Source organism: Variovorax sp. YR634 (assembly GCF_900106655.1).
In the GTDB taxonomy this organism is placed as follows: domain Bacteria; phylum Pseudomonadota; class Gammaproteobacteria; order Burkholderiales; family Burkholderiaceae_C; genus Variovorax.
This window is the reverse complement of the sequence record NZ_FNOL01000014.1, coordinates 84,588-96,939: the sequence shown is the minus strand read 5'-3', so window position 1 is coordinate 96,939 and position 12,352 is coordinate 84,588. Positions and strand designations below refer to the sequence as shown.

The following is a 12,352-nucleotide window of genomic DNA, read 5'->3' as shown; positions in this document are numbered from 1 at the left end:
TGGCCGCCACTCTCTGCCACCCGATGCCGATCCCATGGAACTGACTCCGCGCGAAAAAGACAAGCTGCTGATCTTCACCGCGGCGCTGCTCGCCGAACGCCGCAAGGCCCGCGGCCTGAAGCTCAACTACCCCGAAGCCATCGCCCTGATTTCGGCCGCCGTGATGGAAGGCGCCCGCGACGGCAAGAGCGTCGCCGAGCTCATGAGCGACGGGCGCGCCGTGCTCACCCGCGCCGACGTGATGGACGGCATCGCCGAGATGATTCCGGACATCCAGATCGAAGCCACCTTCCCCGACGGCACCAAGCTGGTCACCGTGCACCAGCCCATCGTCTGAAATTCGAAGAACAAAAGGACTTTCCATGCGCCACAACGCCTCCAGAACCCTCGCCCTGCTCGCCCTCCTGCTGCCACTCGCAGCCAGCGCCCACACCGGCGTCGACGGCGGCCTGCACCACGGCTTCACCACCGGCTTCCTGCATCCGCTGACCGGCGCCGATCACCTGGCCGCGATGGTTGCGGTCGGCTTCTGGAGCGCACTGGCCGCGCGCCGTGCCTGGCCCGATCTGCTCTGGGCGCCCCTCGCCTTCGCCGGCATGCTGCTGGTGGGCGCGCTGATGGGCCTGGCCGGCGTGCAGCTGCCGGCGGTCGAGCCGATGATCGCGGCCTCGCTGCTGGTGCTGGGCCTGCTGGTCGTTACGCGCGTGCATCTGCCGGCGGTGGTGGCCATGGCGGTGGTCGGCGTGTTCGCGGTGTTCCACGGCGTGGCCCACGGCTACGAACTGGCCAGCGAACAAGGCGCGGCCCTCACGCTGGCCGGCATGGTCTGCGCCACGGTGCTGCTGCATGCCGCCGGCATCGCAATGGGCTGGGCCCTGCGCCACGCCAACGCATGGCTGCCGCGCGTGGCCGGCGCCGCGGTGCTCGGCCTGGGCGCGACGCTGCTGGCCCAAGCCATCTGAGGCCGGCCATGATTCCCGGCGAACTCTTCACCGACGACGGCGAGCACGCGCTCAACCCCGGCCGCCGCACCCTCACGCTGGTGGTGCAAAACACCGCCGACCGGCCGATCCAGGTCGGCTCGCACTATCACTTCGCCGAGACCAACGGGGCGCTCGGCTTCGACCGCGAGGCCGCGCGCGGCATGCGGCTGAACATCGCCTCGGGCGCAGCAGTGCGCTTCGAGCCGGGCCAGCAGCGCACGGTCGAGCTGGTCGATTTTTCCGGCGATCGCATCGTCTACGGCTTTCGCGGCCTCGTTCAAGGGAAGCTCTGAAACATGGCCACCATCGGGCGACGCGCCTATGCAGAAATCTTCGGCCCCACCGTGGGTGACCGCGTCCGTCTTGCGGACACCGAACTGCTGATCGAGGTTGAAGCCGACTACACCCTGCGAGCCGGCGGCTACGGCGAAGAGGTGAAGTTCGGCGGCGGCAAGACCATCCGCGACGGCATGGCGCAATCGCAGCGCACCCGCGCGCAAGGCGCCGTCGACACCGTGCTGACGAACGCGCTCATCCTCGACCACTGGGGCATCGTCAAGGCCGACATCGGCCTGAAGGACGGCCGCATCGCTGCCATCGGCAAGGCCGGCAACCCTGACGTGCAGCCGGGCGTCGACATCGTCATCGGCCCGGGCACCGAGATCATCAGTTGCGAGGGCAACATCGTCACCGCAGGCGGCATCGACAGCCACATCCACTTCATCTGCCCGCAGCAGATCGAAGAGGCTCTGTCTTCCGGCGTGACCACCATGCTCGGCGGCGGCACCGGCCCCGCCACCGGCACCTTCGCCACCACCGCAACGCCCGGCCCCTGGCACATAGAGCGCATGCTGCAGGCGGCCGACGCGTTTCCGATGAACCTGGGCTTTCTCGGCAAGGGCAACGCCAGCCTGCCGCACGCGCTGCACGAGCAGATCGAAGCCGGCGTCATCGGCCTGAAGCTGCACGAAGACTGGGGTACCACGCCCGCGGCCATCAGCAACTGCCTGGACGTGGCCGACGCCACCGACACGCAGGTGGCCATCCACAGCGACACGCTCAACGAATCGGGCTTCGTCGAGAACACGATTGCGGCCGTGGGCGGCCGCGCCATCTGCGCCTTTCATACCGAAGGCGCGGGCGGCGGCCATGCGCCCGACATCCTGCGCGTGGTGGGCGAAGCCAACTTTCTGCCCTCCTCCACCAACCCCACGATGCCCTACACCGTGAACACGCTCGACGAACACGTCGACATGCTCATGGTGTGCCACCACCTGGACGCCGGCATTGCAGAAGACCTGGCCTTCGCCGAGTCGCGCATCCGCAAGGAAACCATTGCCGCCGAAGACGTGCTGCACGACCTGGGCGCCATCAGCATGTTCAGCTCCGACAGCCAGGCCATGGGCCGCGTCGGCGAAGTCATCATCCGCACCTGGCAGACCGCGCACAAGATGAAGCTGCAGCGCGGCAAGCTGCCCGAAGACAACGAGCGCAACGACAACTTCCGCGCCAAGCGCTTCGTCGCCAAGTACACGATCAACCCTGCCATTGCGCACGGCATCGCGCACGAAGTGGGTTCGCTCGAAGTCGGCAAGTGGGCCGACATCGTGATCTGGAAGCCGGCCTTCTTCGGCGTGAAGCCCTTCACCATCCTGAAGGGCGGCACCATCGCAATGGCGGCGATGGGCGACCCGAACGCATCCATTCCCACGCCGCAGCCGGTGCACTTCCGCCCGATGTTCGGTGCGTACGGCGGCTCGCTGGCGAAGAGCTCACTGACCTTCGTCTCGCAGGCCGGGCTGGCATCGGGCATCAAGGAGCGCTACGGCCTGAGCAAGCACCTGAGCGCGGTGAAGAACATCCGCCACGTGCGCAAGAAGGACCTGATTCACAACGGCTATGCGCCAAAGATGGAGATCGACGCGCAGACCTACGCAGTGCGCGCCGACGGGCATCTGCTGACCTGCGAGCCGGCGAAGCTGCTGCCAATGGCGCAGCGGTATTTCCTGTTTTGAAGCCGGGGTATGCGCCTGCTTGACAGGCTGCGTATCCTCGAAGGTATTCATTCAGCCAACGAGCGCCCCGGGGCGCTCCCTTCGCACCATGCTCACCGCCAACAAACTCATGCCCCAGGGCCGCGGCCTTGCGCCCGTGCTGCTCAAGCGCGCCGCCACCATCGAGCTCGACTGGGACGTCCGCCAGAAGAGCCGTTTCGACGCCACCGACTCGCAGGGCCGCCAGATCGGCGTGTTCCTGCCGCGCGGCACCGCCGTGCGGGGCGGCGACGTTCTCGTGGCGGAAGACGGTTCGCTGGTGCGCGTGATCGCTGCGCCGCAGCCGGTGCTGCGCATCACGCACTGCACGGCCCATGGCACGCCCTTCGACCTGACGCGCGCGGCCTATCACCTGGGCAACCGGCACGTGCCGATCGAGCTGAAGCCCGACCACCTCAAGATCGAGCCCGACCACGTGCTGGCCGACATGCTGCGTTCGATGCACCTGATCGTCGTGGCGGTCGAGGAGGCTTTCGAGCCCGAGGGCGGTGCATACGGATCGCACGAGCATTCGCATGGCGGTGGTCACAGTCATGAGCACGGACATTCCCACAGCAATGGCCCGAAGCCGCTCGTGCTCGCGCCGGAGTTGCTCGACGACCATGACCACTCGCACGGTCACGACCACAGCCATCACGGTCACTCGCACTGAGATGAAATTGCGTCGATGCGTTGTCCGTCATTCAGCGCAGCGGTTGATCCCGCGGCACAACGACTGCGCTCATGTGCGAATGGCGCCGGGTGCTCCCCGCAGTGAAATAAAGGAGAAGCCGAAGGCGGGGGACATTCGCGGAGGGGAGCACCCGGTGTCATTCGCACGCACCCCGGACACGCAAATACAGCGCGCGCTGAAAAGCTGACATGCCAGACCCAGCCGCTCAAAGCCTCCTCCAGCTAATCTGGCTGGCCTCCCCAGCCCTGCCCGTAGGCGGCTTCTCGTACTCCGAAGGCGTCGAGGCCGCAGTCGAATGGGCCGGTATCGACTCCGAGCCGCGCGCCGCCGAATGGCTTGCCGACCAGTTGCACCTGAGCTTCGCGCGCGGCGACCTCGCCGTCTTCGCTCAGGCTGTAGAAGCCTGGCGCAACAAAGACACCCCACGTGTCCGCGAGCTCAACCAATGGGTGCTGACCACCCGCGAATCCGCCGAATTCTTCCTGCAGACCGAGCAGATGGGCCGCTCCTTCGTCGAATGGCTCAAGCTGCACCACGCCGACACGGCTCAAGTGTTCGCCGACCTGCCCGCCAGCTACCCCATCGCCTTCGCCTTCGCGGCCAGCCGCACCGACGCCAGCGTGCACGACTGCTGCCTGGCCTTCGCCTTCGGCTGGGCCGAGAACATGGTCGCCGCCGCCGTCAAGGCCGTGCCGCTGGGCCAGAGCGCGGGCCAGCGCATCCTCGGGCGGCTGGCGCAGGAAATCCCTGAGGCCGTGACACGCGCCATGGCCCTCGGCGACGACGAACGCCAGGCCTTCGCGCCCCTGCTGGCTGTGTTGTCGGCCCGCCATGAAACACAATATTCCCGCCTCTTCCGAAGCTGAACCGGACACCTCCTCCATGACCTCCGCCCTGCACCACATCCCCCATCGCACCAAGAAATTGCCCCCGCTGCGCGTTGGCATCGGCGGCCCGGTCGGCTCGGGCAAGACCACGCTGCTCGAAATGCTCTGCAAGGCGATGCGCGACAAGTACGACCTGATCGCCATCACCAACGACATCTACACCAAGGAAGACCAGCGCCTGCTGACCGTGGCCGGCGCGCTGCCGGCCGAACGCATCATGGGGGTGGAGACGGGCGGCTGTCCGCACACCGCGATCCGAGAAGACGCCTCGATCAACCTCGAAGCCATCGACCGCATGCTCGAAGACTTTCCGGATGCCGACATCGTGTTCGTCGAGTCTGGCGGCGACAACCTCGCGGCCACCTTCAGCCCCGAGCTGTCGGACCTCACGATCTACGTGATCGACGTGGCCGCCGGCGAGAAGATTCCGAGAAAGGGCGGCCCCGGCATCACCAAGAGCGACCTCTTCGTGATCAACAAGACCGACCTTGCGCCCTACGTTGGCGCCAACCTTGACGTGATGGAGCAGGACACGCAGCGCATGCGCCGCCAGCGCCCCTACGTGATGACCAACCTCAAGACGCTCACGGGCGTGGCCGAGGTGGTCGCATTCATCGAAGAGCGCGGCATGCTCGCCGCGGGCTGAGGCCTCCGGAAAGAATCAAGGCAGGCCGAAGTAGACCCGCAGGTCGTCCTTGCCGGTGCCCGCCGAGGCCACTGCGATGCGCAGGCGCTCTTCGCTCACGCCGAACCACTGGGTCCAGTAGTCGACCTCCTTGAGGTCCGTGACGTCGATCCGTTCATCGTCCTGGGGAATGCGGATCTCTGTGTCTTCGCGCATCGTCTTCTCCTGAAGAGCCAAATTAAGAAGGAAGGGCGGCGGGAGCCGGTAAGGCAGTTTCTCCATCCGCCCTACCCGGCCAGCCGGACGATTCCGCGGCCCCGTGCAGGACATTTCCCATAGTCGCTCCCCGTGGCGCGCCATGCGGCGCCGTCCTGCACGCGGCCCCACGGCTTCGATGTTTGAATTTGGCATTGACCTCATTCACTCTTGGAATGGAGAAGCCACCATGGAGCCTGATCACCAGCGACTGCTGAGCGTGGGCGTACGGGGCCTGAACGACGTGCTCGGCGGCGGCCTCGAGCCCAACCGGCTCTACCTGCTCGAAGGCACGCCGGGCGCCGGCAAAACGACCATCGCGATGCAGTTCCTGCTCGAAGGCGCGGCGCGCGGCGAGTCGGTGCTGTACGTGACGCTGTCCGAAACCGAGCACGAGCTGCGCGGCGTGGCCGTCTCGCACGGCTGGGACATCTCCGGCGTCCACGTGCGCGAGATGCTGCCCACGCAGGACAGCCTGCAGCCCGAGGAGCAATACACCATGTTCCACCCCTCCGAGGTGGAGCTGAGCGAAACCACGCTGCGCATCCTGAGCGACGTGGAGGCCATCAAGCCCTCGCGCATCGTGTTCGATTCGCTCTCCGAGTTGCGGCTGCTCTCGGGCACCTCGCTGCGCTACCGCCGGCAGATCCTGGCGCTCAAGCAGTTCTTCGCGGGGCGCCAGTGCACGGTGCTGCTGCTGGACGACATGACCGCCACCGAGCACGACCTGCAGGTGCAGAGCATCGCGCACGCAGTGGTGAGGCTGGAGCAGTCGAACTCCGACTACGGCTCCGCGCGCCGCCGGCTGCTGGTCGTGAAATACCGGGGCCAGTCGTTCCGGGGCGGCTACCACGACTACAAGATTCACCGCGGCGGCCTGCAGGTGTTCCCGCGCCTGGTGGCGGCCGAGCACGTCAACGACACCGCACTGACCAAGCTGCCCAGCGGCATCGAGGCGCTCGACGCGCTGCTGGGCGGCGGCCTCGAGAAGGGCACCAGCACCCTGTTCGTCGGCGCGCCGGGCACGGGCAAGTCGTCCGTGGCGGTGCGATTCGCCATTGCGGCGGCCGAGCGCGGCGAGACGGCCGCGCTCTTCGTCTTCGACGAGAGCGTCAACACCCTGCGCACGCGCAGCGCCGGCCTGGGCATGGCGCTGGATCCCCACCTGCAATCGGGCCGCATCCGCATCAAGCAGGTCGACCCGGCGGAACTCTCCCCCGGCGAGCTGGTGCACGAGATCCGCCAGGCCGTGACGCAGCACGGCGCGAAGGTGGTCGTCATCGACAGCCTGAACGGCTACCTCAACGCGATGCCCGACGAGCGCTTTCTCATCGTGCAGCTGCACGAGCTGCTCACCTACCTCGGGCAGTCCGGTGTGGCCACGCTGCTGGTCGGCGCGCAGCACGGGCTCATCGGCATGCAGATGCAGACACCTGTGGACGCCAGCTACCTTGCCGACGCCGTGGTGCTGCTGCGCTACTACGAGGCCGAAGGCGAAGTGCGCCAGGCCATCTCGGTGCTCAAGAAGCGCGGCGGCGCGCACGAGCGCTCCATCCGTGCGTTCTCGATGGACCGGCGGGGCCTGAACGTAGGAGAGCCGCTGCGCCATTTCAGAGGCATCCTGACTGGCGTGCCCGTGCCGATCGACGGCATTGCCACGCCCCCGCAGTGACCGACGGCCCCACGATCCAGTTGCCGCAGCTGCGAGACCCGCAGCTGCGCGTGCTGATGAGAACGGCCACCGCGAAGGACGCCGTGATGGCCGCCGCCGTGCTCCTGCAGGCGGGCATCGAGACGCAGGTGTGCGCCGACCTCCCCGAACTGCTGCGCGAAACCGAACGCGGCGCCGGCGCGCTGCTGGTGTCCGAAGAAATGCTCACGGGCAGCGGCGCCACCGAACTCGCCGCGGCCGTGGCGACCCAGTCCCCCTGGTCCGACCTGCCGGTGCTGATACTCGCGCGGCAAGGCGCCGATTCGCGCGCCATCACCACCGCCATGGAAGGCATGGCCAACGTCACCGTGCTGGAGCGTCCGATCCGCGTGGCCTCGCTGGTGAGCGCACTGCGCAGCGCGCTGCGCGCACGGCGACGGCAGTACGAGCTGCGCCGCATCCTGGAAGACCTCAACGAGGCCGACCGGCGCAAGACCGAATTCCTGGCCACGCTGGCGCACGAGCTGCGCAACCCGATGGCGCCGCTGAGCACCGCGCTGGCAATCCTCAAGCGCAAGCCGCTCACGTCGGAAGCCGCCCGGCCCTACTACGACCTCATGGGCCGCCAGCTCGACCACATGGTCCGGCTGGTGAGCGACCTGATGGAGGTCTCGCGCATCACGCGCGGCAAGATCGAACTGCAACTGGACGAGCTCGCGCTCGACCAGGTGATCCGCGGCGCGGTGGAGCTCAGCCGCCCGCTGATGGACGCCGGCCGCCACACGCTCGGGGTGCACGTCGCCGATGCCTCGCTGGCCTTGAAGGGCGACGGCGTGCGCCTCACGCAGGTGTTCGCGAACCTGCTGAACAACGCCGCCAAGTACACGCCCGAGGGCGGACGCATCGACGTGTTCGTCGAGCACGACGGCCACGGCCATGCGGTGGTGCGCGTGAAAGACAGCGGCGTGGGCATTCCATCCGCCATGCTGGGCGCGATCTTCGACATGTTCGTGCAAGTGAGCGGCACCGCGCGCGCCGCGCAGGGCGGCCTGGGCATCGGCCTCACGCTGGTGAAGAGCATGGTGGAGCTGCACGGCGGCACGGTCAGCGCCAGGAGCGACGGCGCGAACCAGGGCAGCGAGTTCACCGTGTCCCTGCCGCTGCTCGACCACGGGTTGCGGGCCGGCGCGAAGGCCGGAGCCTCGGAGGCCACGATGGCGGTGCAGCACCGCATTCTGGTGGTGGACGACAACCGCGACGCGGCCGAGTCACTCGGGGCGCTGCTGGGCCTGCTCGGCGCGCAGGCGACCGTGGCTTTCAGCGGCCTGGATGCACTGGCGAAGGCCGAGCACTTCCAGCCTTCGGTCGCCATCCTGGACATCGGCATGCCCGGCATGGACGGCTGCGAACTGGCGCGCCGCCTGCGGACGCATCCGCGGCTGCATGGCATCGGGCTGATCGCGCTCACGGGCTGGGGCCAGCCCGACGACCGGCTACGCATTGCGCAGGCCGGCTTCGACCATCACCTGCTGAAGCCGGTCGATGTAGAGGAACTGGCGGTGGCGCTGCAAAAGCTCGATCAGCGCGGCGCCGCCTGAGGCACCCCGTTCAGAGCTCGCTGCCGTCGCGCAGCTGCCGCGCCTTGTAGACCAGCCGCACGCTCGCACGACGCGGGTCGCTGACCTGCTGCACGTAGACGTCGGTGTCGTTGCTCACCCAGGCGGCGTATGCGCTGCCCGGGTCGCGCGATGCGAGTTCGTTGCCGAACGCCCCGCGGCCCCATTGCACCAGCGCCGCGAAGGCCGCGGCGCCGTTGTCGGGCGTGGCCTGCGCCGCCGCGACGTATTCGACGCGCCGCAGCTCCGAGGCGGCGAAGAAGAAGGTCGGCTCGAACAGCAACCCGGCCATCTCGACGGGCGCTGCGCGCCAGTTGCCGACGAGGCCGCCGCCGAGGCGCTGCGGCCGCTGCACGCGCTCGGCTGCGGGCAATGCGGCCTGCAGCTCTTCGGCCGTCATGCCCAGCCGCACGCCCGGCGGCAGGGCCTGCGCATGCAGCGCACCGGTGGCGAGAAGGGTCGCGCTCGCAGCGAGCGCACGGAGAAAAGTCGTCAGGGAGGCAAGAGATCGCACGTCTGGCATCGGGGAAAAGCGGCGGCACCGTGGGACCGCGAGTATGACGCGGAGTTCCACGAGGCCCTGCCCTGCCGGCCTTGCGTCGATCAGCGAGCGCGCTCGTCGGCCAGCAATGGCAGGCGCAGTGTCAGTCCCAGCACGCCGCCGGCATCCGGGGCTGAATAGATGCGTCCACCATGATGGCCGGCAATGCGTTCGCAGGCCTTGGCACTGGCCCCCGCAATCGCGGCCTGCGCGGTGTCGAAAAACCGCGCGAGCGGCGGGCGCACGTCGACGGCGTCGAGGTCGCGCCAGTGAATCACGGCCTGCGTGCCTTCCGCATGCGCGCGAACCTGCAGCGTGGCGCCCGCGCGCATCACGCTGGCCGCGTAGTCCGTCACCTTGGCGAGCAGCTCGCGCAGCTCGGCCTCGATCGCCAGCACGGGCACGGCTTCAGCCGGCAGCTGGATGTCGAGGCGGATGCCCTGGCAGTCCGGGGCGGCGTCGAGCAGCGGTCGCAGGTCCTGCACGCGGCTCGCGCTCATTCTTTGCCGCGCCTCGCTGCGGGCCTGTGCCGCGAGCTCGCGCGCCTTTGCGCCGTTCCGCATATTGGCGATGAACAGCGAGGCCATCAAGCAGACCACGCCACCAAGGCCGAGAAGGATCACGCCGGCGATGATGGCGCCGAGGTTGCCGGAATGCAGTTGTCCCCCGCTCATCAGCGTGCTCCCGGGGCTTGTTGCATCCCGGGTTCGCCCGGCATGCCGCGCGCGCAGCCGTCCCGTACGCCATCGCAGGCGTCCCATCCTGGAGGGGGCGGCCTGCGGGCGCCATAGAACATCGGCGGCGGCCCTTCACCGCGAAAGCCCGGCGGTGGCGGACGGTAGGGCATGGGCGGCGGGGGCAGCATGATGCAGCCGGTCAGGCCGGTGGCAGCCAGCACGCCCGCGAGGAGTGCAATTCGGTTCATTGGAAGAAGCTCACTGCTGGGTAGAAACGAAAAAGCCGCGCGGGAGAAAAAGAGTACTGAGGCCCCTTTCTCCCGCGCGGCGCGCGTCCTGCATCAGAACGCGTGGCGGATACCGAAGTCGTAGCCGGTGGAAGAGCGCGGCAGGCCCGTGTAGCTGGTGCCCGTGCTGCCGTAGCCCGTGGTGCTGGCCGACACCAGGCTGCCCGTGTAGTTCACGTCGTTGCGGTTGTTCACGCGCGCCACCGTCGCATACAGCGCCGTGCGCTTGGACAGGTTGTGCACGTAGCCAACTGCGAACTTGCGTGCCATCGGGTCTTCGCCCGTGATGCCGGCCGTGCCTTCGTTGTAGCGCACTTGCGAGTACGCCACGCGGATCAGGCCTGCGCCCACCGGCACGGTCGCACCGATCAGGTAGCCGTTGTAGGTGTCGTGCGTGTCAGCCGCTGCCGCGTAGTCGAACTTGTTCTTCACGTTCGACAGCTCGCCGAACAGCTTCACAGGACCGAAGTCGTACGAAGCGCCCAGGTTGATGGTCTGCACCCTGCGCTCCAGCGCGGTGGTGTCCACGACGGTGCTCTGGCCCACGGCCAGTGCCACGTCCAGGGGACCGTTGGCGTAGCCGAAGCGGCCACCGACGTAGCGCCCAGCCGTGCTGCTGGAAGCTGCAGTGGTGCTGGTGGCGTCGGTGCTGGCGTTCTCGTGCAGGCTGTACTGCACCTGGCCGTAGAAGCCGCCCAGGTTCGGCGGCAGGAAGTAGCCGATCGAGTTGCTGGCACGCACGTAGTTGGCGTTGTTGATGGTGGTGTTGCCGCTGACGGTGCTGATGACGTTGGTGCCCGAGCCGTTGGTGCCGAACGGGTCGAACACGGTGTCGTTCCAGAAGGTGGCGGTGTAGTCGCGGCCCAGGCGCAGCTCGCCGAAGCCACCCGACAGGCTCACGGTGGAGCGGCGCGCGAAGGTGGAGATGCCGGTGGCGCCGTCGTCGTTGGTGATGGGCGCTTCGAGCCAGAAGCTCGCTGCCAGCCCGCCGCCGAGGTCTTCGGTGCCGCGGAAGCCGATGCGGCTGGAGTTGTAGGCCGAGTTGCCCAGGCTCGTCTTGCTTTGCTTGACCGACGCGCCGGTGGTCGTGTCGCGCGAGGTGCTCGACTGGTAGGTCAGGCCAGCGTCCACGACGCCGAACAACGTGACGGACGATTGGGCAGAAGCCAGGCCGCAGACGGCCAGGGCAGCGAATGCCGTGAGGGTTTTCTTCATTCAGGGTTCTCCAGTTGCAGCGGCTCTCCATCGAGCAGCAGGCACGCATCGTCTCGTTCAAATTCGGAGGAATCTTGTGAATGCCTCTGCTTTGCGTGAACTGTTGTTTGCGTGCACTGCGCCGGGAGAAGCCCCGCACGACCGGAGGAAACACCTCACACAAGAAGTCTCCCAAAAGCAGCGCAATGCTCGGTGACCGAAGGAGTCATCCATGACCATTGCCATGCCAAGCACCGTCGCCACCTCGCTGGGTGTGCAGCAGCTGACCAGCGCATTCAGCCCCGCCTTTTCCTACCTGCGCATTCTTCGCAACCTCATCATTCCGATGCCCGAGGGGCATGCGGTGCGCACCGCGCGCATCGACGCCGTGGTGGTGTGCGAAACCGGCCTCTACCTGTTCGAGATCAAGGCTTGGCGCAATGCCTTTGTCTATCGCAAGAAGTCGGACCAGTCCCCGCCGCGCTGGTTCCTGCGCCTGAACGGCGGCAAGAGCGCGCGCGAGGTGAAAGACCCCGCATGGCAGGGCGGACGCAAGACCACCCAGCTTCGCAGCCTGCTGCCCGACGACCTGCGGCTGCAATACTTCGTGCTGCTGCCGTGCGAAGGCATCGAGCTCGAAGGCGTGATGCCGGCAGCCGTCATCACCCAGCAGGACCTGCCCTACATCGCGCGCCTGGTGCGCAACAACGGCCGTACCGCGCGCACCTACCGTCTGCTCGACGAAGAGGCCGTCGACCGCACGGTGGAGCGCCTGCTGCAGATACAAGGGTCCCTGTCGCTCGAAGAGCATCTGCAGAACTGCCGCGAAAGAGCCGGGTTCGTCGCGGGCGAACAGACGGCGCCGGCATGGCCGGCCTCAAACGCCATGGGGTTGCAGTAATGTAAAGA

15 protein-coding genes are annotated in these 12,352 nt (G+C 67.6%); 10 read left to right on the top strand and 5 right to left on the bottom strand.

The features are described from left to right. Positions 1-34: 34 nt before the first annotated feature. The 7 genes from BLV60_RS22080 to ureG all read left to right on the top strand — a co-directional run bounded on the left by BLV60_RS22080 (position 35) and on the right by ureG (position 5,243). Positions 35-337 carry an urease subunit gamma gene (locus BLV60_RS22080; protein ID WP_093057424.1) on the top strand — a complete coding sequence of 101 codons (303 nt, stop codon included), beginning with the start codon at positions 35-37 and terminating at the stop codon, positions 335-337. 25 nt (positions 338-362) lie between these two features. Beyond that, positions 363-962: a HupE/UreJ family protein gene (locus tag BLV60_RS22075; protein ID WP_093057423.1), complete on the top strand. Its 600-nt coding sequence runs from the start codon at positions 363-365 to the stop codon at positions 960-962. A gap of 8 nt (positions 963-970) precedes the next feature. Then, positions 971-1,276, top strand: a complete 306-nt coding sequence (locus BLV60_RS22070; protein WP_093057422.1) for an urease subunit beta — start codon at positions 971-973, stop codon at positions 1,274-1,276. A 3-nt stretch (positions 1,277-1,279) separates the two neighbouring features. Next, positions 1,280-2,998 (top strand): urease subunit alpha, encoded by a 1,719-nt coding sequence (ureC, locus tag BLV60_RS22065; RefSeq protein ID WP_093057421.1) that lies wholly within the window; start codon positions 1,280-1,282, stop codon positions 2,996-2,998. A gap of 88 nt (positions 2,999-3,086) precedes the next feature. After that, positions 3,087-3,689 carry an urease accessory protein UreE gene (ureE, locus tag BLV60_RS22060; protein WP_093057420.1) on the top strand — a complete coding sequence of 201 codons (603 nt, stop codon included), beginning with the start codon at positions 3,087-3,089 and terminating at the stop codon, positions 3,687-3,689. Between the two features lie 209 nt (positions 3,690-3,898). Beyond that, the gene (locus tag BLV60_RS22055) at positions 3,899-4,576 is read left to right on the top strand and encodes an urease accessory protein UreF (protein ID WP_093057419.1); all 678 of its coding nucleotides are present in this window, start codon (positions 3,899-3,901) and stop codon (positions 4,574-4,576) included. 16 nt (positions 4,577-4,592) lie between these two features. Beyond that, on the top strand, positions 4,593-5,243 hold the full coding sequence (gene ureG / locus BLV60_RS22050; protein WP_093057418.1) for an urease accessory protein UreG: 651 nt from the start codon (positions 4,593-4,595) through the stop codon (positions 5,241-5,243). A 15-nt stretch (positions 5,244-5,258) separates the two neighbouring features. Here the strand turns inward: ureG and BLV60_RS22045 are convergent, their stop codons facing one another. Further along, the gene (locus BLV60_RS22045) at positions 5,259-5,438 is read right to left on the bottom strand and encodes a DUF3606 domain-containing protein (RefSeq protein ID WP_093057417.1); all 180 of its coding nucleotides are present in this window, start codon (positions 5,436-5,438) and stop codon (positions 5,259-5,261) included. 229 nt (positions 5,439-5,667) lie between these two features. On the opposite strand from BLV60_RS22045, the gene BLV60_RS22040 reads away from it, so the two are divergent. Both BLV60_RS22040 and BLV60_RS22035 read left to right on the top strand, forming a co-directional pair. Beyond that, complete coding sequence (locus tag BLV60_RS22040) at positions 5,668-7,149, top strand: ATPase domain-containing protein (protein WP_093057416.1); 1,482 nt, start codon at positions 5,668-5,670, stop codon at positions 7,147-7,149. Next, positions 7,146-8,726 (top strand): hybrid sensor histidine kinase/response regulator, encoded by a 1,581-nt coding sequence (locus tag BLV60_RS22035; RefSeq protein WP_256329435.1) that lies wholly within the window; start codon positions 7,146-7,148, stop codon positions 8,724-8,726. The genes BLV60_RS22040 and BLV60_RS22035 overlap by 4 nt, the downstream gene beginning before the upstream one ends. A gap of 10 nt (positions 8,727-8,736) precedes the next feature. Here BLV60_RS22035 and BLV60_RS22030 read toward each other — a convergent pair whose 3' ends face one another. The 4 genes from BLV60_RS22030 to BLV60_RS22020 form a co-directional block, all read right to left on the bottom strand. Further along, entirely contained in the window at positions 8,737-9,267 is a 531-nt protein-coding gene (locus tag BLV60_RS22030; protein ID WP_093057415.1) for a hypothetical protein, read from the bottom strand. 80 nt (positions 9,268-9,347) lie between these two features. After that, positions 9,348-9,959, bottom strand: coding sequence for an ATP-binding protein (locus tag BLV60_RS22025; RefSeq protein WP_176928880.1), 612 nt, complete (start codon positions 9,957-9,959; stop codon positions 9,348-9,350). Further along, complete coding sequence (locus BLV60_RS34160) at positions 9,959-10,210, bottom strand: hypothetical protein (protein ID WP_101952286.1); 252 nt, start codon at positions 10,208-10,210, stop codon at positions 9,959-9,961. Before BLV60_RS34160 ends, BLV60_RS22025 begins: the two co-directional genes overlap by 1 nt. A gap of 93 nt (positions 10,211-10,303) precedes the next feature. Further along, positions 10,304-11,464: a porin gene (locus BLV60_RS22020; protein WP_093057368.1), complete on the bottom strand. Its 1,161-nt coding sequence runs from the start codon at positions 11,462-11,464 to the stop codon at positions 10,304-10,306. Positions 11,465-11,675: 211 nt separating this feature from the next. Here BLV60_RS22020 and BLV60_RS22015 point away from each other — a divergent pair, with 211 nt between their 5' ends. Continuing rightward, entirely contained in the window at positions 11,676-12,344 is a 669-nt protein-coding gene (locus tag BLV60_RS22015) for a nuclease-related domain-containing protein (RefSeq protein WP_093057414.1), read from the top strand. Positions 12,345-12,352: the final 8 nt, after the last annotated feature.

Coding starts and splice junctions, on each gene's coding strand:
- BLV60_RS22080 (WP_093057424.1), top strand. CDS start 35: ATGGAACTGACTCCGCGCGAAAAAGACAAGCTGCTGATCTTCACCGCG.
- ureC (WP_093057421.1), top strand. CDS start 1,280: ATGGCCACCATCGGGCGACGCGCCTATGCAGAAATCTTCGGCCCCACC.
- ureE (WP_093057420.1), top strand. CDS start 3,087: ATGCTCACCGCCAACAAACTCATGCCCCAGGGCCGCGGCCTTGCGCCC.
- BLV60_RS22045 (WP_093057417.1), bottom strand. CDS start 5,438: ATGCGCGAAGACACAGAGATCCGCATTCCCCAGGACGATGAACGGATC.
- BLV60_RS22025 (WP_176928880.1), bottom strand. CDS start 9,959: ATGAGCGGGGGACAACTGCATTCCGGCAACCTCGGCGCCATCATCGCC.
- BLV60_RS34160 (WP_101952286.1), bottom strand. CDS start 10,210: ATGAACCGAATTGCACTCCTCGCGGGCGTGCTGGCTGCCACCGGCCTG.
- ureG (WP_093057418.1), top strand. CDS start 4,593: ATGACCTCCGCCCTGCACCACATCCCCCATCGCACCAAGAAATTGCCC.
- BLV60_RS22015 (WP_093057414.1), top strand. CDS start 11,676: ATGACCATTGCCATGCCAAGCACCGTCGCCACCTCGCTGGGTGTGCAG.
- BLV60_RS22055 (WP_093057419.1), top strand. CDS start 3,899: ATGCCAGACCCAGCCGCTCAAAGCCTCCTCCAGCTAATCTGGCTGGCC.
- BLV60_RS22075 (WP_093057423.1), top strand. CDS start 363: ATGCGCCACAACGCCTCCAGAACCCTCGCCCTGCTCGCCCTCCTGCTG.
- BLV60_RS22020 (WP_093057368.1), bottom strand. CDS start 11,464: ATGAAGAAAACCCTCACGGCATTCGCTGCCCTGGCCGTCTGCGGCCTG.
- BLV60_RS22040 (WP_093057416.1), top strand. CDS start 5,668: ATGGAGCCTGATCACCAGCGACTGCTGAGCGTGGGCGTACGGGGCCTG.
- BLV60_RS22070 (WP_093057422.1), top strand. CDS start 971: ATGATTCCCGGCGAACTCTTCACCGACGACGGCGAGCACGCGCTCAAC.
- BLV60_RS22030 (WP_093057415.1), bottom strand. CDS start 9,267: ATGCCAGACGTGCGATCTCTTGCCTCCCTGACGACTTTTCTCCGTGCG.